The following is a 21,296-nucleotide window of genomic DNA, read 5'->3' as shown; positions in this document are numbered from 1 at the left end:
GTTTTTGTTCGTGGAGTGACGCGTTTCAATCGAACCGAAACCCGATACAATCGCGGCCATGATTGCCGCACTTCTCTTTGTCACCTTTCTGCTGCTAGTCGGAGTCGCACTGCGTGTGCGATTTGGGATCTTCCAGTGGCTCTATATCCCCGCATCCGTGATCGCGGGAATGCTAGGGTTAGCGATCATCCAACTCGCTCCGGCAACCGCCAGCGTCAGCACCGCAGCGATTGCCGGCACGTTGAGCGATTGGCCGAACGTGCTAATCGCGGTGGTGTTTGCCGGCATGCTGCTAGAACGCAAACCTGCACAACACAGGGAAAACGTGGGCGACGTGGGCCGCGAAGCGTTGATGGTGTGGATCATCGTGCTTGGACAAACCGCCGTTGGCTTGCTTGCCACGTGGATCTTTATCCAACCTTTTTATGATCTTCCCAATTCGTTTGGAATGCTGATCGAAACCGGGTTCGCCGGTGGGCATGGTACGGCCGCGGCGATGGGCGAGGTGTTCACACACGAATCGATCGCATTAATCGGAGGCCGCGATCTCGGCATTCTGATGGCCACCGTGGGACTCGTGTACGGAGTGATCAGCGGGATTGGATGGATCAATCTGGGGGCACGGCGAGGATGGTTTCCGACAACCCGCATCGACAAAAACGCTCCGCTGCTCGATTCGCCGCTCGATTCGCTTTCCAGCGACGCTACCGCGCCGCCGCCGCCCCGCGTGCCCATCGGTTACGCAACCATTCGCGGTGAAACTCTCGATCCACTGCTACTGCAAGCGTTGTGGTTGATGACGGCGTTTGGGATTGGGATGGCGATGCAGCAAGTGGTGCTGATGGCCGCTGGGGCCGCGGACAACTGGTTTGCCAGTGACACGTTACGCGACGCTGCCAACCAACAATTGTCCACGCGGTTGTCGTTTTCGCGAATCCTCGACTTTCCGCTGTTCATCTACACCTTGTTTGGCGGGCTGATCGTCCGCCGCTGTACCCGGTTGCTGGGATGTGAAGATCGAATCGACAGCGAATCAATCGGCCGGCTCTCGTCCGCGGCGATGGACGTGTTGGTGGTCGCCGCGATTGCGTCGTTGAACATTGCCGCCGTGGCGACGATGATCGTTCCCTTTTCGATCCTGGCGATTGTCGGTGCGATCTGGACCGGCGTCTGCCTGTTGCTGATTTCCCGCTGGATTTTACCGCGTGACCACTGGTTTGAACTCGGCTTGATCAACTACGGGATGTCGACCGGCGTGACCGCGACCGGGTTTGTTCTGCTGCGTCTGGTCGATCCCGATCTGGAAACCGACGCCGCGGAGAACTACGCACTGGCGGCCCCGCTTTCCGCCCCCTTTATCGGAGGCGGAATGTTGACGATCGGGTTGCCGCTACTGGTGCTCGAGCGAATCCCACTGGGTATCACGTCGCTGGCGGCCGCTGCGATCGTGGCCTGTCTGATTGTCGTGGGACGGCGCTGGCAACAAACCGCTACGGTTTGACCATCCCCAGACGCGTGAGCCAAGTTTGACACAGCGCTGGCCACTGATTCGCTCCATCCACCTTCTTGGCCAACCCAAGCCCGTGGGAACCATCATTGAACAAATGCATTTCGACCGGCACTTTGTGCTCCACACAGGCCCGGTAGTACAGCAAGCTGTTTTCGACCGGCACGGCGGTGTCTTGTGCGGTGTGAAACAAAAACGTGGGTGGAGTCTTGGCGCTGACTTGCGTCGGCGTGTCGAGCGAAGCAAGCAGTTCTGGAGCAGGATTCACGCCTAACAAATTCCGCTGACTTCCCTTATGCGTGTGCGGCTTTCCGAGCGACAGCACGGCGTAACACAAGATGCTAAAGTCGGGCCGCGAAGAGACACGTTGGACCGGATCTTCGGACGCCTCGTTCGCTTCGGCAAAATGAGTGGAAACGGTCGAACAGAGATGACCGCCAGCGGAGAAACCGATCACGCCAATCCGATTCGGGTCGATGTTCAGCTCCTTGGCGCGAGCCCGCAGCGTTTGGATCGCACGCTGAGCATCCTGCATCGGGGCGGGGTGCCCATAACCTTTCCCGTCGTTCCCCTTGCCACGCAAGCGGTAGGTACAGATCGCCGAGGACATTCCCATCGAATGAAACCAAGCGGCAAATTCATGCCCCTCGTGTCCCATCGCGTGACCTCCGTATCCGCCGCCCGGCAAGATCACAACCGCCGCGGTGGGTGTGTCCGATTCGGCCTTGGTGATGATCAAGCTTGGAACATCGCCGTCCCCGGTCAACTCGACTCCAGGAATCCCAGCGGGCCAAAGCGGCTCGGTCGTATTCGCCGGCTGTTCGGCGAATACGACCGAGGAATTTGCCAAGCACAGGCAAACTAAGAACGAGAGGGATTGCAACAGGGGCGGTCGGGTCATGGAAAGTCCTTGCAGTAAAAAACAGGGGAGGGCAGGGCAGGGCATTATAGTCGTTGATCGCTCCGCGATCATAACGCGAAGCAAGAATCCTCTTGCCCCGCTAACGACCAGTGTAATCCCCGCTTTGATCGCAGGAGCGATCAACGACATTCCCACGTTTTGATCGCGGGAGCGATCAACGACTTTGGCCACGACGGTAGACGTACTCGCCGGGCTTCAAGCCCGCCTTCTCTGGATTTCTTTCGATGTACTTTACCAAGTACTCGTATTGCTTGAGACTGCGGACCAAGTGGTCGAAGGGCTCTTGTTGCCAAAATGACCTCGTTCACCGATTGCTTGATGGATGCGAAACGCAGTGAAATGAAGCCACGAACCAAACTGTTTTTCCATGGCATCCGCATCCGGGAATGCCGCCAGTAAATGCACATGATTGGGCATCACGACAAAGTCACCCAAGGCGTAACGTTCGCCATCAAAATGCATCAGTGCGTCACCAACGATCCTTGCCAACTCAGGTCGACGCAACAGGCAACGACCGCGACAAGTGACAAGGAATCCTCCCGACAGCGATTAAATTGCTTGCTAAACTCCACATACCGTGGTGCTTCGAGCGTCGAGAGAACATCGGACCAGTGCCGTGACTTCAGTAGGCCACGTCGGCGGAGCCAATCATTTTTTTCGCGATCCCATCGCTGCAGCACGCTTTTGGGGATCGAATCGATACAGCGAAACGTGACAAACACAATCGCCCCCGACTGAGACCAATGCGGCCGCAAGCGATCATGCACCAACAACTCCGCCTGGGGGTCAAAAAGCTCGCCATGCATGACGGTCCTTTCAAAGTCGTTGTCAAAGTCGTTGATGGCTCCCGCGATCATAACGAAAAGCAAGAAAAATCGTTCCACTCTCAACCGATCATTCTACCCCACGTTTTGATCGCAGGAGCGATCAACGACATTGCCACCCGGGGGAGTGGAACCAAATTTGTCGCACTTATTTTCTGAACGCGGCTTGGGTAGGATACGCGAGCAGCCTCGCTGTTTGAGGATGCCTTCCAAGCCATTGACCTTCACAAAAATCGCCCTTTTATGTCCGCCACCGCCGAAGAAGCATGGAGCCCGCCGCATCACCACAGCGGTTTGCGATGGCGATTGTCGACTTGGTGGGTGATCCTGCGAACCGCGCTCGAAGAACGACTGGTCTATCGAGGCGACTTTGCCCTCGGCACCCTGATGCGGTTCTTGCCGATCATCACGCAAGTGTTCCTGTGGTACGCCGTTTTCGAATCGATCTCGCCAAACAAGAGCGGTGAAGAGGTTACGATTGGCAAATTTGGCTTTCGGGAAATTATCGCGTATTACTTGCTGACCATGATCGCACGCGCCTTTTCCAGTATGCCAAACCTGGCCTCTGGGATCGCACAACAGATTCGCGAGGGAGAAATCAAACGCTATCTCGTGCAACCGATCGACTTGATTGGATTTCTGTTATTGACACGGATCGCGCACAAATTGACCTACTACATCGTTGCCGCGGCGCCGTTTGCGTTGGTGTTTTTTCTGTGCCGCGGCTATTTCGTCGACGGTTGGCCTCCCCTACCCATTATTGCCGCGTTCGTGACTTCCTTGATCATGGGTTTCTTGATCGGCTTCTTCATGGAAGCGGCGATCGGCATGATCGGTTTTTGGTTCCTGGAAGTTTCGTCGCTGTTGTTTGTGTTCATGCTATTCAGTTTCTTTTTGTCGGGGCACATGTTTCCGCTGACCCTGCTGCCCGACAGCATTGAACCGTTCGTCCAGTTTCTGCCTTTTAAGTATCTAGCGTATTTCCCTGCCGCCATTTTCTTGGGCAAGGTGGATGCGGACGAATTGCCGATGGAAATGGGAATTCAATTCGCGTGGTTGATCTTCTTCATCGTCGTATGCCGGTTCGCTTATTCGCGTGGCATGAAACGTTACAGCGGATACGGAGGTTAACGTCATGACATCGAAACCCGCGGAAACTCCCCCAAAAATTGCTCCCAACTACTGGAAAGTCTTTTTGACGTTTGCACGCAATTCGCTCGTGCGTGACATGACGTTTCGCATGAATTTTTTCCTGCAGTGCATCAGCAGCGTCGGTTGGACGTTGATGAACGTTGGCTTTTACATGATCATTTTCCAGTACACCAATACGATCGGGGAGGGATCGGGATGGGACCGCGACAAGTTCTTCGTTTTTCTCGCGACGACTTGGTTTATCAATAGTTTGGTGCAAGCGTTCTTCATGCCCAATGCGGAAGAGTTCAGTGAATTGATTCGCACCGGGGGCTTGGACTTCGCATTGCTTAAACCGATTGATACTCAATTTCTGATTTCGTTCCGACGCATCGATTGGAGCGCGCTATCGAATTTCGCAGCCGGATTGGTAATTTTGGTGGCCGCGCTCTACTCCTTGGCGACGCGTGAAGTGAATCCGATGGTTCCTACGTTATTATCGGCGGTGTTGTACGTCGTGTTTATCGGCTGTGGTGTGGCGATTATGTACAGCTTGATGATCTCGTTGAGCGCGACGAGCATTTGGTTGGGTCGCAACCAAACGCTGTACAATTTTTGGTTCTACATCACCAATTTCAGCCGCTACCCGATGGAAATTTACAATCGTGGTTGGGGCACCCCGCTCTACGGATTCTTTACCTTTGTGGTGCCAGTGCTATTGGTGGTCAACGTTCCCGCTCGGCTGTTAGCCAAGCCGATCCAGCCGCGCACCGATTGGGAGATCATGCTAGTCGTGTGGGCCGTGGCCGCCACGTTGATGAGCGTCCTGCTAAGCCGCTGGGTATTTAAGAAAGCCCTGTTGAGCTACCGCAGTGCCAGTTCGTAACGGGAAGGACTACTAAAACCACTCGCCCCCAAACAGGCCCGTTGCCAATTTTGGCCATCCTGACTACCAATAAGGGATGCCTATCGAGCCAAGCCGCAGCCGTTTTTCCAGTTACCGCGAAAAAATTCGCCAGCGCCAATCGCGCGCCAAAACAGCCGAGAGCCATTCCCATCATGGCTCGGGACGAAGCGCCCGTAAACTCGGCACCCGCGAGCGAGGTTTCTGGGAACTGTTTCGCGAATTCATTCGCCTGATCAGCAGCTATCACCGACAAATCGCTGGGGCGATTGGGTTGTTGACCGTTGGCATTGTGCTGCGGTTGATTCCGCCGGTCGGCACAAAACTCGCCATCGACTCGGCTCTTTCCACGCCCCACAAACCGCTGCCGGGTTGGACATCGGGGCTCGGCTTACCGAGCGAACCGTTTTCGCTGCTATTGGCGATCGCGGGCATCGTGACCCTCGTCACGATCCTGGCCACCATCGCGCATCTATCGAGCCGCTGGATCGCGACCAAGGCCGTCAACCAGGCCCAAGTCGGCATCCGTCGCCGAGTGTTTGATCACGCCATCCGATTGCCGCTGCAAAACGTTTACGACATGAAGAGCGGTGGGGTGGCCAGCCTGATTCGCGAAGACGCCGGCGGTGTCGCCGAACTGATCTTCAGCATCCTGTATAACCCCTGGCGGGCAATCGTCCAATTTATCGGCAGCCTCGTGATCCTGATGCTGGTCGATTGGAAATTGATGCTCGGCGGACTGCTGTTGCTGCCCGTGGTGTGGGTCACGCATCGGACTTGGATCAACCGCATTCGGCCGCTCTACAAAGACATCCGCATGCAGCGGCAAAAGATCGATGCCTCCGCGACTGAAACGTTTGGTGGCATCCGAGTCGTGCGAACGTTCGCGCGCAGCCGTAGCGAATCGACTCGCTTTGTGCGTGAGGGCAGCTATCTAGTTCGCCAACAACTCTTCACATGGTGGTGGACACGGATCATCGAGACCGTTTGGGAAGTCATCATCCCATTGGCTTCGACCGGGCTACTACTGTATGGCGGTTATCAAATCATCCATTCCGAATTGACGCTCGGTGATCTGATGATGTTCTTGGTTTACTTGACGATGCTGCTCGACCCGCTGGCCACATTGGCCGGCAGCGCCGTCGGTTTCCAAAACAATCTGGCCGGGCTCGATCGCGTGCTCGATGTTTTGGAGATCGAAGAAGAGTTGCCGAGCCGCGCCGAAGCGGTCACGCTCGATCGCAATCGAGTCGAGGGAAAAATCTCGATCACCAACGTCTCATTCTCGTACCCGGGGTCCGAGACTCAGGTGCTCAGCGACATCACGCTCGAGGTGAATGCGGGCGAAACGGTGGCATTGGTCGGACGCAGCGGCGCAGGCAAAACGACGCTGACCAACTTGATCGCTCGCTTCTACGATCCCAACACCGGCTCGATCCAGCTCGATGGGCGTGATTTAAAGGACATTCAACTTGAAAGCTATCGCCGACTGCTGGGCATCGTCGAGCAAGATGTCTTTATGTTCGACGGTACGATCCGTGAAAACATCGCCTACGCGCGACGCAACGCGACCGATTCACAGATCGCCGAAGCCGCTCAAGCTGCCGCGGCGGATCAGTTTATTAACGCATTGCCGAAGGGCTACGATTCGATCATCGGTGAACGCGGCGTCAAGCTCTCCGGAGGCCAACGTCAACGGTTAGCAATCGCACGCGCGATCCTCGCCGATCCGCGAATCTTGATTCTGGACGAGGCGACCAGTAATCTGGACAGCGAAAGCGAACGGCTGATCCAGCAAAGTCTCGGCGATCTATTGAAAGGGCGCACGGCGTTTGTGATCGCACACCGCTTGAGCACGATCGTGGGCGCCGACAAGATCGTCGTGCTCGAAGATGGCCGGATCGCCGACGTGGGCACCCACGAGCAATTGCTCAGCCGAGTCGGTCATTATCGCGACATGATTCATCTGCAAATGAATGAGTCGGTTCCCACGCTTTCGCCTTAAGTCCCTCGTTCGTCTTGAACAGCCATTTGTGTTGGGCAACCAAGATCGAATCAGCAGTGCTCCACTGCCGAAAAGGGACTAAGATATAAACGCGATCACTGTTGCGTTCTCTACTTTTCTGCATTCCCATTGCCTCCTGTTTGCCCTCCGCTCATGAAGATCAAATGCCCCGCCTGTTCTGCGGTCTTGAATATCCCAGAATCCGCTGCGGGAAAAGTCGTTAAATGCCCCTGTGGAAAACAGTTACGGGCTCCCGGCGGTGCAGCCAAACCAGCCGTAGCGGCACGCCCGTCCGGGGCCGCGACTCCCTCGCGACCTGCCGCGGCGCGTCCCGCACCGCAATCCGCCGAATCCTCGATGGGCGACCTTGACCCGGCGATGTTTGACGAGTTGACCGACGACGACTTGCAACAACCCGTGCGTGCGGCATCGCGTCCGGGGGCCGCTACGGGTGGCATAAACCCTTACGCAGTCGGCGCGGCGGGATCGGCACATTCGCGAAACAGCGGAAATATCGCCAGCATCGGCCAGCGAATTGCGGGCGCCGTGATTGACGGCTTGTTCAACATGACCGGATTCGTTGCGGGAATGCTCGTCGTCATGTTAGTGGCGCCGGCGGCAGACGGTGCCGGCGATGAAGCCGCGGCCGGAATCGGCCTCGTCTTGATGTTTGCCTTATTCTTCCTAGGAAGCATTCCGTTCATCATCAATATGGTGCTGATCTCGATGTCCGGGCAAAGCCTCGGCAAGAAGATCGTAAAAACGCGAATCGTGGACAAACAAACCGGGGTCCAAGTTGGCTTCCTGCATGGCGTGCTGATACGAAACATTGGCTTTGGCGCGATCACAGCAATCCCCGTGATCGGCGGATTCATTGCGATTGCTGACCTCGTTTATTTGTTCACTCAGGGGCACGAAACCTTGCACGATAAACTCGCCCAAACCATCGTGGTCGAAGCCTAATCCGCGATCCCTCGCTCGTCACTCTCGCCGCCTACGCTGGCGGATGCGCCGCGGCCGAAAAGCCGTCCTCCGCGTTTGCCATGCACCGCCCCCGAGCATCCCCGATGCATCCCGATCTCGCTGGCCCACCAGACCTGGGGTTTGGTATAGTGGGCACACTCGACACCCACCTCTCCATCCCTCCCTGAAAAACTCAGCCGCCCCATGAAATCGATTGTCAAAGTTGCATGCGTTTCGTTGATCTGCGTTTCGATGCTGAGCGCATCCAGTCTGTTGCTGGGCACTTTCGCGGTTGCCGGCGATGCCGATTGGTCTCAATGGCGAGGCCCGAACCGCGATGGGCACGCCGCTCCGCAAGAGCTGAAAAAGTCATGGGATGACGACGCCCCTCAACTCCGCTGGTCATTCACCAGCGCGGGCCGCGGCTACTCGGCCGTTTCGGTGGTCGACGGACGGCTCTATACGATGGGAACGCATGACGACAAGTGCTTTGCCATTTGCATCGATGCGCAAACGGGCGCCCCCATTTGGGAAACCGAAGTCGCGCGTGCTGGCACCGCCGACGACTACAACCATGGCTGGGGCGGCGGACCACGCAGCACCCCGACCGTCGATGGCGACCAAGTCATTGTCTTGAGCGACATTGGACAACTCGCGGCTTTGTCGAAGTCCAATGGAGACGTTCAGTGGACGACCAATTTCGTCGCCGATCACGCTGGCAAAATCCCGGTTTGGGGATACAGCGAATCCCCCCTCGTCGACGGCGACCGCGTCGTGGTCACGCCCGGCGAAGCCAATTTTATGGTCGCATTGGATCGCAAGACCGGCGAAAAGGTTTGGTCCAGCCAAGGCGTCAACGCTCCCGCCCAATACAACTCGGTGATCAAAGGCAAGCTCGGCGACCAGTCGTTCTACGTCAACGCCAGCAAACCGGGGCTGTTCGCCTTCGACACGAAATCGGGCCAGGAAGTGTTCAGCGACACCACGACGGGCAATACGGTCGCGGTCATCCCAACCGCCATTTTGAGTGAAGATCTGCTGTACCACACCAGCGATTACGGTGCCGGCAACACGCTGTTAAAGCTAAAACCCAATGCGGCCGGAGATGGGATCGACGCGGAATCGATTTACCATTTGGCGGGCAAATCGATGATGAACCATCACGGTGGCGTCGTGCTTCATGAAGGGGTGATCTACGGATGCACCAAGGCCAATGGCGGCATGTGGATGGCCCAAGACCTACAAAGCGGCGAAACGTTGTGGGAGAAAAAAGCACGCCCTAACCACAGCGGTTCGATCTGTTTTGCCGATGGCATGCTGTATTGCTACAACGACGAGGAGGGCTCGGTGAACCTGGTCCAGCCCAGCCGCGAAGCGTGGACCGAAAAAGGCACATTGACGCTGCCACGCGAAACCGAGCTTCCGCGAGACAAGGGAGCCATTTGGGCGCATCCGGTAGTCGCCGACCAGATGTTGATCATCCGCGACCAGGACTTGATTTTTGCGTTCGACATTGCCCGTTAATGTGATCGCGCGTTAACGTGATCTCATGCTAGAAAAATTGCCAACCTATAGGTTGGCGTAATGGATCTTGTTAAAGAAGATCCTGGGCAACCGTTCATAATCTTAATCCTACTCTTAATCTTAATCATCAAGAGTAGCGACGCTGCGTTTGCATCGAGGTCACGGAATCACGATCAATGTTGCGTCCGGGAACAATCAACTGGCCCGAACAATCAACTGGCCCGAACAATTAACTGGCCCGCACGTTGCCGTCGTGGCCATCGTGCGGATTATGATTAAGAGCAAGATTAGGATTAAGAAACTTCGTTCAGGGCCGAAGGCCTTTCCCACATTGCTAACGCTGGTAGATCGGCAAATAGCCGTGGTCCAGCTGCAACATGATCAAGTTGCATGCGGTCACGTAGACCGGATGAATCTGGCCCTCCCAGAACCCGTCGGGACGCTGCTCGCTGACGATGCGATCGTACAACCGGTCACGGAACGTCGTCCATAATTCGTCGCCTTGGCGATAGACCACTTGGCTGTAATACAAATACGTGTAATGCCAATGGCCAAACGCGCGAGTCGAATCGCTGATGTCATGCAGCGATTCCTTGGTATAGGCCAACATCTCGGGCACATGCTCGCTGTCGTAATCGCCAGCATTGTAAAGCGCGGCGAGCGCGGCAGCCGTGATCGCCGGCCGGCTGCTCCCCTTTTGGCGACTGCTATAACTGATCCCGCCGTCGGGATTCTTGCATTCGTAGATGTACTCCTTCGCTCGCGTGATCACATCGGCGCTGACGGGAATCCCTGCGTTGCGACAACCACGCAGCCCTTGCACCTGAGTGATGGTGGTCGAGCCCTCGTCGAAATCGTTTCCTTCACGCGCCGAGACGTAGCCCCATCCGCCGGCCGCCGTTTGTGCACTGCCGCTGAACTCAACCGCCTTGGTCAACACCTCGACCAATTCTTCGCGACGATCGAGCAATCCTTCTTCGCCCAACACTTGCGACAAGAACAGCATCGAAAAACCGTGTCCATACGTGTAGCGGGGATCGGACTGGGGGTCACCGATCAAACCGTTATCACGGCTTTTGCTGATCAAATAGTCGGCCGCCCGCGCGATCTCTTTGGCGTACGGCCCCTGAGTCGTCGTCGATCCGCTGCCGATCATCGCCGTACCGGCCAGCGCCGCCAGGGCGGCGGGATAAGCCTGGGTGTTCCATTGGCCGCGAGACGATTGCGTGCGGCTGAGCCAATTGAGTCCCTTGGTGATGGAGTCGTTCCAGCGTGGATCGCGCGCCGCGAGTGCCGGCCGGGCACTCGCCGCAGTGGCTCCGACAGCCGATAGCATCGCGGCGGCGCGAAGCCAGTCTCGACGTGATGTTTTTTGCGTCATAGGGATTACGGTGACGTTTTAAAGGGACAAATTCGTGAATCGGCAGCAGCGATTCACGCACGCTCCTATTCTAGCGATTCACCTCACCGCGACGAACGGCAACCTTGATTATTCGCAAAAACGGGGGCAATGCGTTCGCCGAGCAACTTGGTAACCCGCCGCTAACGCGAATATTGCATCGCCGGAAGCATCCGTTTTGACGTGGCGCATTTTCCATCCCCCGAAGGGTGAGCGAGGGAATATCGATTTTGACTCAGTCCCTCGTTAACGCTTCGGGTGGTGATTTTTGAGCGGGGTTCTCAAATTTAACCCTAAATCGGCACGACGAGACGGTGTAGACCACGCTTTTGCTGGCATACGGGGCAAAAGAACGTGCTGCGTTGGGCTTGCACGATTCGCCGAATCACGCCGTCGTAACAGCGTGGGCAAGGGTCCCCGGCACGTGCATAAACCTGATGATGGGCTTGGTAGCCGCCTTCGCCATTGAGCGCATTGCGGTACGTCCCGTCCCCCAAAGTGCTGCCCTCATAACGAATCGCTTCCTCTAATACCTGACGCATCGCCGCTTGAATCCGCCGCCATTGAACTTGGGTGAGCCGATCACAACGGGTGCGAGGATCGATGCCGGCGAAAAACAGCAGTTCCGCGGCATACAAATTCCCCACTCCCGCCACCACGGCTTGATCCAACAATGCGACCTTGATGGCGCGTTGGCTTTTGCCGAGTTTCGCCTTCAACTGTTCCGCCGTGATCGCGAGCGCATCGACTCCGAGTTTGGCGTCGACAAGCGTTTCGACTTGCTTGGGCGTTAACAATCGCACCGTCCCCAGCCCGCGCCGATCCCAAAACAACAATTGGTCCCCCGCAGGCCCCGAGAGTGTGATTCGCAACCGCAGATGCTCGAGTGTCGGCGGATCGGCCAACAGCACCAAGCCGGTCATTCGCGGCTCGATCACCATCGTTTGCTCGTCTTCGATGTTGATCATCACGCGTTTGCCACGACGACCGACATCGACGATATGTTTTCCGCGAAGCCGGCGATCCATGGCATCGATTCGCGGCGTCATCAAAATCGGTTTACGATCGCAGGGGGGCCGAATCACGGCATCGATCCGGCTGCCAACGATGGGCAGCACCCCCCGCCGCATCGTTTCCACTTCGGGTAGTTCAGGCACAGATTCTCTTTCGGCTCGCGATCGCTGCATTGACCTTCGATTGCCCTCGGGTGACAATCTCTGAGCACTCTTATAGAAAATGGATTGCATTTGATAGAGCCCCCGTTTTTGAGATCCCGATTTAGAGCCCCAATATGAGCCTGCAAGAAACCGCAGCCCCCCACGCCAGTGCGTCGGTTCCCGATGAACGGGGGCGTTTTGGTAAATTCGGTGGACGTTTTGTCCCGGAAACGCTGACTCGTGCCCTCGATCAACTGGCCGAAGAATACGATCGAGCCAAAAAAGATCCTGAATTCCAACGCGAACTGACCTCGCTGCTCAAGACGTTCGTCGGACGCCCCAGCCCGCTGTACCACGCCAAACGGCTGACCGATGCGGTCGGCGGTGCCCAAATTTGGCTCAAACGCGAAGACCTCAACCACACCGGCGCCCACAAGATCAACAACACGATTGGCCAAGCTCTATTAACCCTGCGGATGGGTAAAACGCGAGTGATCGCGGAAACCGGAGCCGGCCAGCACGGGGTGGCCAGCGCCACCGCATGTGCCCACTTTGGGTTGCCTTGCACGGTCTACATGGGCAGTGAAGACATTCGCCGGCAAAAGCCCAACGTGTTCAGCATGAAGTTGCTCGGCGCCACCATCTGTCCGGTCGAAAGCGGCTCCAAAACGCTTCGCGACGCCGTTAATGAAGCGATGCGAGATTGGATGGCGTCGGTCGAGAACACCCACTACATCATCGGCAGTGTGATTGGGCCGCACCCGTTCCCGATGATGGTACGCGATTTCCAATCGGTGATCGGCCGCGAAACACGAGAACAGTGCCGCGACACGTTCGACCGACTACCGGATTGTGTGGTCGCCTGCGTCGGCGGTGGCAGCAACGCGGCCGGCATGTTCTATCCGTTCGTCGAAGATGACGGCGTTCGCATGGTCGGCGTCGAAGCGGGCGGCCGTGGCACCGCTCCAGGCGACCACGCCTCACCGCTCACCTACGGAAACCCAGGCGTGTTGCACGGTAGCTACAGCTACGTGATGCAAGATGACGATGGACAAACCTGTGACGTGCATTCGATGAGCGCCGGATTGGACTACCCCGGCGTTGGCCCCGAGCACAGCTATTGGAAAGACACCAAGCGGGTCGACTACCTCGAATGCACCGACGATGACGCCATGAAGGCGTTCGATCGATTGGCGCAATCCGAGGGAATCATCGCAGCCCTTGAATCGAGTCATGCGATTGCCAAAGGGATGACGTTGGCCGCCGAAATGAAACCTGACCAACATTTGGTCATTTGTTTGTCTGGTCGCGGTGACAAGGATGCCATGGAAATCGCTCGTCTCCGCGGCGAAACCTGGTAACCATTCTCCGTTCTTCCGCTTCGCAGCGAAATTCATGATGCTTAAACTAACTTGGCTCTCCCACGCCTGCTGGTTGATCGAAACCGGCGCGCATCGCATCTTGCTCGATCCCTTTTTGACGGACAACCCAGCCGCCAAAACCACGATCGAGGACCATCCCGAAATCAGCCATCTGCTGATTTCCCACGGCCACTTCGATCATGTGGCCGATGCCGCTGCGATTGCCCATCGCGACGACAGTACCGTGGTGGCGATCTTTGAGATCGCCCAGTGGTTTGCGGAGAAACAGCAAGTGCAATCAACACTCGGGATGAATCTCGGCGGCGTGGCAAAACTTCCCTTCGGAACGGTGAAAATGGTTCCCGCACTCCATAGCAGCCAATTGCCCGACGGGTCGTACGGCGGCAATCCGGCCGGTTTTGTCCTTGAGATCGACGGGAAACGGATCTACTTTGCCTGTGACACCGCATTGTTTTCGGACATGCGTTTGTACGCGCACCGAGTCGATGTCGCGGTGCTGCCGATCGGTGACGTGTTCACCATGGGAATCGACGACAGCATCGAGGCGATCAAATTGATTGAGCCCAAATGTGTCTTGCCCACCCACTACAACACTTGGCCTCCGATCCAACAGGACGCGGCCCAATGGGCCGAACGCGTTAACGCCCAAACCGACGCGGTCCCGGTCGTGCTGGGCGTCGGCGAAAGTTTTACCGTCTAAGCAAATCAGGGGCTAACCAAGAAGCATCCTCGAATCGTTTCTCGCTTGATGCAAGGCAAAAGCTTGAACTAACGCCAAGATCGCGAAGCGATCAGCGACACTTATTTCTCGCGAACTTGGACGTCATCCCCCACGACTTTGACTTCAAAGCAATCGACCTTCACTCGCGGGTTATCCTCCCACGTTCCGTCGTGAATACAGAAGCGCCATGCGTGCCAGGGACAGGTCACCACGTCGGTTTCGGGATCGACATGGCCTTCGGCCAACGAGGCTCCCATGTGAGGACACAGGTCGTCGATCGCGTACCACTCCTCGCCCTTGCGAAAGATCGCGACCATTCGGCCAGCAACCGGAACCGCGCGTCCGACGCCTTCTTCAAAGTCACTGACCTTGCCCACCGTTTCAAAATCGCTCACGCAAATCCCCTTCTATTTTGTTATGGTTTTAGATTAAGCCCAAGTCAATCAATTGAGCTCGATCCATTGCTTATCGATACTTCATCTACTTTAGCGATGAAGCCGCGATCACCCTACCTGACAAGGAACGGAATTCAGCGACTATGATTAATCACCCGCGCCGCCGATTGCTAGAGTCCCGGGTTTGGCCGCATGTTCAGACGCCCGCCCAATATGTCGGGGGGGAGCGAAACATTGTCGTTAAAGATCATCGCCAATTGCGAGGCCGTTTGTGCCTAGGGTTTCCCGATGCTTACACGATCGGGATGAGCCATCATGGACTACAAGTCCTGTATTCGCTGATGAATCGCCGCGCGGATTGGTGTGCCGAACGCGTGTTCACGCCGTGGCCGGATATGGAAGCGTTGCTGCGAAAACACGAAATCCCGCTCTATTCGCTCGAAACGTTCACCTCGCTTGCCGATTTCGACGTGATCGGACTGAGCCTTCAGTACGAAATCAGCTCGCCCAACGTGCTGACGATGATCGATTTAGCGGGAATCCCGCTTGAATCGGTCGATCGCACGATGGCCGATCCGCTGCTAATCGCCGGGGGCCCTTGTTGCCAAAACCCCGAACCGATGGCCGATTATTTTGACGTCATGATCATGGGCGATGGCGAACCGGCGCTGCCCGAAATCTGCGATCTTTGGATCGAGTTGCGAGCGCGTTATCGCCGCGACGATGGCACGTTTGCCGAGGGAGCCGAAGGTCGCTCGCAACGCGAAGAGGCGGTTGCCCATATCGCTCAAAAACTGGCCTACGCCTATGTGCCGCGGTTCTATCAACCCGAGTACGATGGCAATCGCATCGTCTCGCTCACTCGCACCCGAGACGATGTTCCCGCAACGATCGCGCCGAGCGTGATCAGCGATCTCGACGGCATCCCGCTGCCCACCGCGCCGATCGTGCCCTACATCGAATGCGTGCACGACCGCATCGCTCTAGAAATCATGCGTGGGTGTCCCCATCTTTGCCGATTTTGTCAAAGCACCGTGATCAAACGTCCTTTGCGAATCCGCGAAGTCGATACCATTGTCGATGCTGCGATCGAGAGCTATCGCAACACCGGCTACAACGAAATCAGCGTGCTCTCGCTCTCCAGCAGTGACTATCCTCACTTTGCACCGCTGATCCATCGTTTGCATGAGGTCTTTTTGCCTCTCGGCGTGAACATCAGCGTACCGAGTCTGCGAGTCAACGATCAACTTCGCACGTTGCCTCAATTGATTGGCAACAAGCGTCGCAGTTCGCTCACGCTGGCTCCCGAAGTCGCTCGCGACGACATGCGGGAACAGATCCGCAAGAAGATCAAAAACAGCGATTTGATCGAGGGCTGTCGTGCTGCGTTTGAGAACAACTACGATGCGGTGAAGCTGTACTTCATGTGCGGATTGCCTGGCGAACGCCCCGTCGATTTGGATGGCATCGTCGACCTAGCCGAAGAGATTGCGACCGTGGGCAAACAGGTCAAAGGCCGCTACCCGCGCGTGACCGCGTCGGTTTCCAACTTTGTTCCTAAGGCTCATACGCCGTACCAGTGGAATGGGATGCAGCGACGCGAGTATTTCCAGTGGGCTCACAAGTACTTGTGGCACCGTCGCAAGATTCGCAGCGTGAATATCAAGTGCCACGATATCGAAACCAGTTTGCTCGAAGGAGTGCTGAGCCGAGGCGATCGCCGCACCGGAAAAGTGGTCCGTTTGGCGTGGGAGCGTGGTGCCCGCATGGACGGATGGACGGAATACCTCGATCCCCAACGTTGGTGGTCTGCGATTGAAGATGCGGGGCTGGACGTCGAGCGGCAAGTCCATGACAAGTACGAAATGATGGACAAATTGCCGTGGGATCACGTTAACGTGAAATTCGGTCGAGCGTACTTAGAAAAAGAGCAGGGCAGGGCAACGGTGCAATTGGCCGCGATGGCCGACGCGACCTAAGGCAAGTGGCAAACGTGCTCGCTGCTCGCTGCTCGCCCCCCAAAACAATCAACCGCTTGCACCGGACCCGGAGTGATGCACGCCGTAAAGATCACAACCCGAAGCGTCAGCGAGGGACTAAACCAAGCGGAGACGATTAGGGTTGAGAGCAAGAATAAAAGGTGGGCACAGCCATGCCACCGTTTCGACACGGAAAGCTACAACCAACTGCACCTGCGCAAAAAACGACCTCAATCGCTGACTCCGATACCATTTCTTTCCAAACGTTCGTTTGTTTAAAGGCTAGCGCAGCCGCCTGGGATTCCGGCTCAGTCGGACACGAGGCCGCCCCCCTGATATGGAAAAAGGGGTGTTTGTGATAACATTCTTTCCCCATTCCCGCGAGTTGAACGATGAGGTGTCGCGGACAAGCTCGTTTTATCCTCTACACAACCACAAACCTCCCTACGAAAGAAATTTACGGATGAGCGTCGAAAACGAACTACAAGAACGATCGGGATCCAAGTGCGAATTATGTGGATCCAGTGAAGGGCTAGTGGTTCATCCGGTGGATGTTGCCAGCGAAGCCGACGCAGCAAAATGCGTCATGACATGCAGCGAATGTCATAGCCAACTCGACAATCCTGAATCGGTCGATCCGAATCATTGGCGGTGTTTGAACGACAGCATGTGGAGCCAAGTGCCGGCGATTCAAGTGCTGGCTTACCGAATGCTCTATCAACTACGCGCCGAAGGCTGGCCGCAAGAACTGCTTGAGACGCTCTACTTGGACGACGAAACGAAAGCGTGGGCCGAAGCTGGAATCGCCAACAATGATGATTCCGACCCACCGACGCTGGACAGCAACGGCACTCCACTGCTGGACGGTGACAACGTCACCCTGATCAAAGACTTGGTAGTCAAAGGGGCCGGATTCACTGCGAAGCGAGGCACGATGGTGAAGAACATCTCGTTGACTTCGAATCCCGAGCACATCGAAGGCCGCGTCAACGGAACCCAGATCGTGCTGGTCGCCAACTTCCTCAAAAAAGCCAATTAAGCCCAACGTGACGGGATCAGAATTTGGGAATCACTCGCAGCGACTTTCGGCAATCGCCAAGAGACGGGATCGGTTAGGGGGATGTCCCATTAATTGTTAAAACTCTTGAACGATAGGTTAAAAAATCGAAGGTTAGAAAATGGGGGACCGATAACGGCAGTGTGGATGGCATGGCTGCCTATTTTCGAACCTGCCATTTTCTAATCGATTGGGGCGCGTGCAGGCGCAAAGGTCCCTCCATGCTTGCACACGGGCTTATATGCTGTCGCCGCTATTGCGGCAACCGTGAATAGGCTAAGTCTTCGCCTATCTTTACCGAAGGCAAAGCGGCGAACGGAGCCGCCTAGGGCAGATTCGATAAAATGCATCTCTCCCGCTTCCTTTGTTTTTCAAAACATTGCATCGAGCCGTCATTCCCCTCCGTTCGCAGTCGATCGGAATAAAACACGGGCTGAAAAGATTGGAGAGACGGCCAGTTGAGAGAATGACCATCGCGACTTGAGCATGGCATCTTTTGCCCCTATGTTTCAGCCTAGCTTCGGCCTGCTTTATTCGAATGCGACTTGGCCCCCAAACAACCGAAAGGCTAGAAAGAGGAACCGGGTCGTTTGCAGCTGGTTCAATTGGATGCTCCTTCTCGCGATTCCCCTGCTCAACACTTGCATTTGGAAACCGGAGTTCGTACGACGATGCCGTTGCAGAACCGGGTCACACCCGCCAGTGAAATCATTGCCGTCGCAGATCGCGGATTGTTCATGGGCAACCGTGGCTGTTTACACAACGATCAAAAGCAGTTGGTTCGTCCGGTGTGCAGTGTGAAACGGTGGATCATTTGCCAGTTGCAGTTCAGGGACCGACGACGCTCACTGATGACCCCGAATCAGTACACCGAACTGTTCTTTCTTGATGAAGCGACTGCCTTGGCCGCAGGGCATCGACCGTGTGCTGAATGCCGCCGCCAAGCATACAACGATTTCAAGAAAGCTTGGCTCACTGGAAATCCTCAGCACCAGCTAGGTCACCCATGCTCGATTGACCAGATCGATGCCGTGCTTCAGCAAGACCGGTGGGATCAAGAAGTCGGGCAGAAGACCTTCCAAACCGAACTAGGAAGTCTCCCCGGTGGAGTAATTGTCAGCCTCCCAAACGAAACCGCTCCCTGCCTTTGGGTCGATCGAAGCCTGTTGCGTTGGTCAGCGGGTAGATACGATCGACTCGGACCCGCAACGCAGGATCAACAGGTGAAAGTCCACACGCCGAGGAGCACGGTCCAGGCGCTCCGAGCCGGTTTCAAACCGATAATCCATCCTTCAAGGCATGGTTCGCGCTAAGTAGCTGCTTGAGAAAAAGAGCTTGCCCATCGGGCTGCTGATTACCCAATAGCAGCCGGTAGCGATTGCGGATGCTAGCCGTAGGTCACCGCAGCGTCAGCTGCGGTTATCCCTCCAAACGAATCCCGTCGCCTGCCAAAAATCGCAGCATCCTTGATGATGGATCTGCGACCACCTTCGGGACCGGCGTTTACATTTCGATCGGCTTCCGGCGATTCTCGCTTCGTTCGACCGCCGGCTAGTGCCTGGCAACGCCTCCGGCGTAATCGATTTCGTGGGTAATCAAAAGCCAGTTGGACTTGGCTAAGCAAATTGCTGGGGCTTCGACCCGGAACGCATAAAAAAACGCAACTTCAAAACGGACGCTTTGGATGGTGATTTTCATGCAAAAGCCGTAACGCTTTGTTAAGTGAACGATGAAGACATTTTTGGTAGTCCGGGTGCACCCGGCGTAAGAAACCTCGTCATTCCTGCAGCCGCTGAGCAATCACCATCATAACCCGACGCGTCAGCGAGGGACCCAAACAAGATCAATATTCCCTCGCTCACGCTTCGGGTTGTGATGTTCATGCGAACCGGTTTTCGTAGTCCGGGTGCAAGAACCATCCTCAAGCAACCGGCAAACTTTACGTAGCCCGCCCCAGCGCAATTTGCGGTACGACTCTATCGGTGCTGAGGGTTGTTGCCGATGAAACGAAGAGTCGCGTTGTTCCGACTTTACCTATGGATGTGGTTTTGCGTGTTCTCGCCGCTCTAACGATTTGCTGTGCGCTCATTCTCTTTGCGTCTCGATGCAGTGGGCAAATGGGCAACGCAAACGCGGCGGTGACGGAGCTTGGTTTGATCGAAATCCAACCTTCGTCGCCGATCACGGACGAGCCCGCACTCGACTGGTTGGAACGCGTCCAAGTGGGTTACGACAACGGTTTCGTGATCGCCAGCAGCCGTGCACTGGAGTTGGATACCGCGCGCTCGCCCTACCTTTTAAAAATCAACGGTTGGGGACAGCTGCGACACACCGTCAGCGATTTTTCGCTGCCCGAAGATGACCTCAACCAACTGCAACTCAAACGGGGGCGTTTGGTCTTCTCCGGAAACGCATTCAATCCCAACTTCAGTTACTTTATGCAGCTCGATGGGCGCAGCACCGATGGCGATGACATTCGGCTGCTCGACTATTACATTGATTACGACTTGGGCAACGACCAACTCGAACTCGAGCCAGGCACGATTGCATTTCGCGCGGGCAAGTACAAGATGCCGTTCACGATGTCGCGTTGGTTGTCGGGGCGAGATTTCGAGTTTGCCGACCGCAGCATGTCCAGCATCTTTTTCGACGTTGATCGCAGCTTTGCAGTGGGATTGCACGGCACGGCGAAGCAATGGGCGGTGCCGATCCACTGGGACGTCGCGCTCTTCAACGGCATTGCCACGGGTGGCGCCGCAACCGGCAACCGCGGTGGCTTGGACGATAACTTTGCCTACTCAGGACGCGTGCACGCCCACCCGATCGGCGATTGGGGAAAGTCTAAATTAGCCGATCTCGAACATCACGATCGCTTGGCAATGCGGGTCGGAGGCGGATTCGCACGGTCGACGATTGAACGCTCCGGAAACACAGAATTCAATCGTCTTCGTGTCGTTGACTCAGGGGCGGCCTTCGCAAACGTTGCCCCTGCGACGGTGTCGGGCTACGATGTCTCACTTTATGCGGTCGACGCCTCGTTTAAATATCGAGGTTGGTCTTCGACGCTTGAGTACTACTTTCGAAATCTTGGCGACATCCGCGGCGCCGCGATCCCCGAGTTACTCGACCATGGTTTCTGGTTTCAACTCGGAAAGTTCGTCGTGCCAGGAAAGCTCGAACTCATCACCCGTTGGTCCCGCGTGCAAGGGGACTCGGGCACACTCGGCCTCGGTGACCAGAGCTCCGAAGAGGTTGCCGGGGCAGTTGCTTGGTACTTTCGCGAGAACCACGCCAAGCTAGTCGTCGATGCAACCCATCTGAACGGAGCCACCCTCCGTTCGCAATCGCTCGATATTGAGGCGGGAAATCGCGGCTGGCTCTTCCGGTCGCAGATCCAATTTAGTTTTTAGCTGCAATTTAGATTTC

At 56.2% G+C, this 21,296-nt stretch carries 17 protein-coding genes; 11 read left to right on the top strand and 6 right to left on the bottom strand.

Annotated elements, in window-relative coordinates:
• Positions 1-58 precede the first annotated feature (58 nt).
• The gene (locus Pla52o_RS01895; RefSeq protein ID WP_146592882.1) at positions 59-1,501 is read left to right on the top strand and encodes a sodium/glutamate symporter; all 1,443 of its coding nucleotides are present in this window, start codon (positions 59-61) and stop codon (positions 1,499-1,501) included.
• Here the strand turns inward: Pla52o_RS01895 and Pla52o_RS01890 are convergent.
• From Pla52o_RS01890 to Pla52o_RS27275, 3 genes are all read right to left on the bottom strand, one after another.
• Entirely contained in the window at positions 1,491-2,408 is a 918-nt protein-coding gene (locus Pla52o_RS01890) for an alpha/beta hydrolase (protein ID WP_231612023.1), read from the bottom strand. The two genes, Pla52o_RS01895 and Pla52o_RS01890, sit on opposite strands and share 11 nt — an antisense overlap.
• A 252-nt stretch (positions 2,409-2,660) precedes the next feature.
• Positions 2,661-2,891 carry a hypothetical protein gene (locus Pla52o_RS27280; protein WP_231612022.1) on the bottom strand — a complete coding sequence of 77 codons (231 nt, stop codon included), beginning with the start codon at positions 2,889-2,891 and terminating at the stop codon, positions 2,661-2,663.
• Positions 2,891-3,298: a hypothetical protein gene (locus Pla52o_RS27275; protein ID WP_231612021.1), complete on the bottom strand. Its 408-nt coding sequence runs from the start codon at positions 3,296-3,298 to the stop codon at positions 2,891-2,893. Before Pla52o_RS27275 ends, Pla52o_RS27280 begins: the two co-directional genes overlap by 1 nt.
• Positions 3,299-3,496: 198 nt before the next feature.
• Between Pla52o_RS27275 and Pla52o_RS01880 the strand changes: the two genes are divergently transcribed.
• From Pla52o_RS01880 to Pla52o_RS01860, 5 genes are all read left to right on the top strand, one after another.
• Complete coding sequence (locus Pla52o_RS01880) at positions 3,497-4,384, top strand: ABC transporter permease (RefSeq protein ID WP_146592881.1); 888 nt, start codon at positions 3,497-3,499, stop codon at positions 4,382-4,384.
• Between the two features lie 4 nt (positions 4,385-4,388).
• Entirely contained in the window at positions 4,389-5,270 is an 882-nt protein-coding gene (locus Pla52o_RS01875) for an ABC transporter permease (protein ID WP_146592880.1), read from the top strand.
• 76 nt (positions 5,271-5,346) lie between these two features.
• Entirely contained in the window at positions 5,347-7,293 is a 1,947-nt protein-coding gene (locus Pla52o_RS01870) for an ABC transporter ATP-binding protein (RefSeq protein WP_146592879.1), read from the top strand.
• 153 nt (positions 7,294-7,446) lie between these two features.
• Entirely contained in the window at positions 7,447-8,256 is an 810-nt protein-coding gene (locus Pla52o_RS01865; protein WP_146592878.1) for an RDD family protein, read from the top strand.
• Between the two features lie 204 nt (positions 8,257-8,460).
• On the top strand, positions 8,461-9,780 hold the full coding sequence (locus Pla52o_RS01860) for a PQQ-binding-like beta-propeller repeat protein (protein WP_146592877.1): 1,320 nt from the start codon (positions 8,461-8,463) through the stop codon (positions 9,778-9,780).
• Between the two features lie 334 nt (positions 9,781-10,114).
• Here the strand turns inward: Pla52o_RS01860 and Pla52o_RS01855 are convergent, their stop codons facing one another.
• Entirely contained in the window at positions 10,115-11,161 is a 1,047-nt protein-coding gene (locus Pla52o_RS01855; RefSeq protein WP_146592876.1) for a prenyltransferase/squalene oxidase repeat-containing protein, read from the bottom strand.
• Between the two features lie 311 nt (positions 11,162-11,472).
• Positions 11,473-12,336 (bottom strand): bifunctional DNA-formamidopyrimidine glycosylase/DNA-(apurinic or apyrimidinic site) lyase, encoded by an 864-nt coding sequence (gene mutM, locus Pla52o_RS01850; protein WP_146592875.1) that lies wholly within the window; start codon positions 12,334-12,336, stop codon positions 11,473-11,475.
• A 134-nt stretch (positions 12,337-12,470) separates the two neighbouring features.
• Between mutM and trpB the strand changes: the two genes are divergently transcribed.
• On the top strand, positions 12,471-13,697 hold the full coding sequence (gene trpB, locus Pla52o_RS01845; protein WP_146592874.1) for a tryptophan synthase subunit beta: 1,227 nt from the start codon (positions 12,471-12,473) through the stop codon (positions 13,695-13,697).
• A 34-nt stretch (positions 13,698-13,731) separates the two neighbouring features.
• A complete protein-coding gene (locus tag Pla52o_RS01840; RefSeq protein WP_231612020.1) occupies positions 13,732-14,418 on the top strand; it encodes a metal-dependent hydrolase in 687 nt (228 codons plus the stop codon).
• Positions 14,419-14,519: 101 nt separating this feature from the next.
• On the opposite strand, the gene Pla52o_RS01835 is transcribed toward Pla52o_RS01840, so the two are convergent.
• A complete protein-coding gene (locus Pla52o_RS01835; protein WP_146592873.1) occupies positions 14,520-14,834 on the bottom strand; it encodes a Rieske (2Fe-2S) protein in 315 nt (104 codons plus the stop codon).
• 143 nt (positions 14,835-14,977) lie between these two features.
• On the opposite strand from Pla52o_RS01835, the gene Pla52o_RS01830 reads away from it, so the two are divergent.
• From Pla52o_RS01830 to Pla52o_RS01815, 3 genes are all read left to right on the top strand, one after another.
• A complete protein-coding gene (locus Pla52o_RS01830) occupies positions 14,978-16,813 on the top strand; it encodes a TIGR03960 family B12-binding radical SAM protein (RefSeq protein ID WP_146592872.1) in 1,836 nt (611 codons plus the stop codon).
• 463 nt (positions 16,814-17,276) lie between these two features.
• Positions 17,277-17,852 carry a PhnA domain-containing protein gene (locus Pla52o_RS27270; protein WP_146592871.1) on the top strand — a complete coding sequence of 192 codons (576 nt, stop codon included), beginning with the start codon at positions 17,277-17,279 and terminating at the stop codon, positions 17,850-17,852.
• A gap of 2,135 nt (positions 17,853-19,987) precedes the next feature.
• Positions 19,988-21,280, top strand: coding sequence for a porin (locus Pla52o_RS01815; RefSeq protein WP_197168939.1), 1,293 nt, complete (start codon positions 19,988-19,990; stop codon positions 21,278-21,280).
• The last annotated feature ends 16 nt before the right edge of the window (positions 21,281-21,296 follow it).

This window comes from Novipirellula galeiformis, from assembly GCF_007860095.1.
GTDB classification, from domain to species: Bacteria; Planctomycetota; Planctomycetia; order Pirellulales; family Pirellulaceae; genus Novipirellula; species Novipirellula galeiformis.
This window is presented reverse-complemented; position numbering and strand designations above follow the sequence as displayed.

What these genes read in the sequence shown, in the direction of transcription:
- Pla52o_RS01860 (WP_146592877.1), top strand. Translation starts at nt 8,461, where the DNA reads ATGAAATCGATTGTCAAAGTTGCATGCGTTTCGTTGATCTGCGTTTCG.
- trpB (WP_146592874.1), top strand. Translation starts at nt 12,471, where the DNA reads ATGAGCCTGCAAGAAACCGCAGCCCCCCACGCCAGTGCGTCGGTTCCC.
- Pla52o_RS27270 (WP_146592871.1), top strand. Translation starts at nt 17,277, where the DNA reads ATGAGCGTCGAAAACGAACTACAAGAACGATCGGGATCCAAGTGCGAA.
- Pla52o_RS01815 (WP_197168939.1), top strand. Translation starts at nt 19,988, where the DNA reads ATGGGCAACGCAAACGCGGCGGTGACGGAGCTTGGTTTGATCGAAATC.
- Pla52o_RS01875 (WP_146592880.1), top strand. Translation starts at nt 4,389, where the DNA reads ATGACATCGAAACCCGCGGAAACTCCCCCAAAAATTGCTCCCAACTAC.
- Pla52o_RS01865 (WP_146592878.1), top strand. Translation starts at nt 7,447, where the DNA reads ATGAAGATCAAATGCCCCGCCTGTTCTGCGGTCTTGAATATCCCAGAA.
- Pla52o_RS01870 (WP_146592879.1), top strand. Translation starts at nt 5,347, where the DNA reads ATGCCTATCGAGCCAAGCCGCAGCCGTTTTTCCAGTTACCGCGAAAAA.
- Pla52o_RS27280 (WP_231612022.1), bottom strand. Translation starts at nt 2,891, where the DNA reads ATGCATTTTGATGGCGAACGTTACGCCTTGGGTGACTTTGTCGTGATG.
- Pla52o_RS01855 (WP_146592876.1), bottom strand. Translation starts at nt 11,161, where the DNA reads ATGACGCAAAAAACATCACGTCGAGACTGGCTTCGCGCCGCCGCGATG.
- Pla52o_RS01830 (WP_146592872.1), top strand. Translation starts at nt 14,978, where the DNA reads ATGATTAATCACCCGCGCCGCCGATTGCTAGAGTCCCGGGTTTGGCCG.
- Pla52o_RS01840 (WP_231612020.1), top strand. Translation starts at nt 13,732, where the DNA reads ATGATGCTTAAACTAACTTGGCTCTCCCACGCCTGCTGGTTGATCGAA.
- Pla52o_RS01880 (WP_146592881.1), top strand. Translation starts at nt 3,497, where the DNA reads ATGTCCGCCACCGCCGAAGAAGCATGGAGCCCGCCGCATCACCACAGC.
- Pla52o_RS01895 (WP_146592882.1), top strand. Translation starts at nt 59, where the DNA reads ATGATTGCCGCACTTCTCTTTGTCACCTTTCTGCTGCTAGTCGGAGTC.
- Pla52o_RS01890 (WP_231612023.1), bottom strand. Translation starts at nt 2,408, where the DNA reads ATGACCCGACCGCCCCTGTTGCAATCCCTCTCGTTCTTAGTTTGCCTG.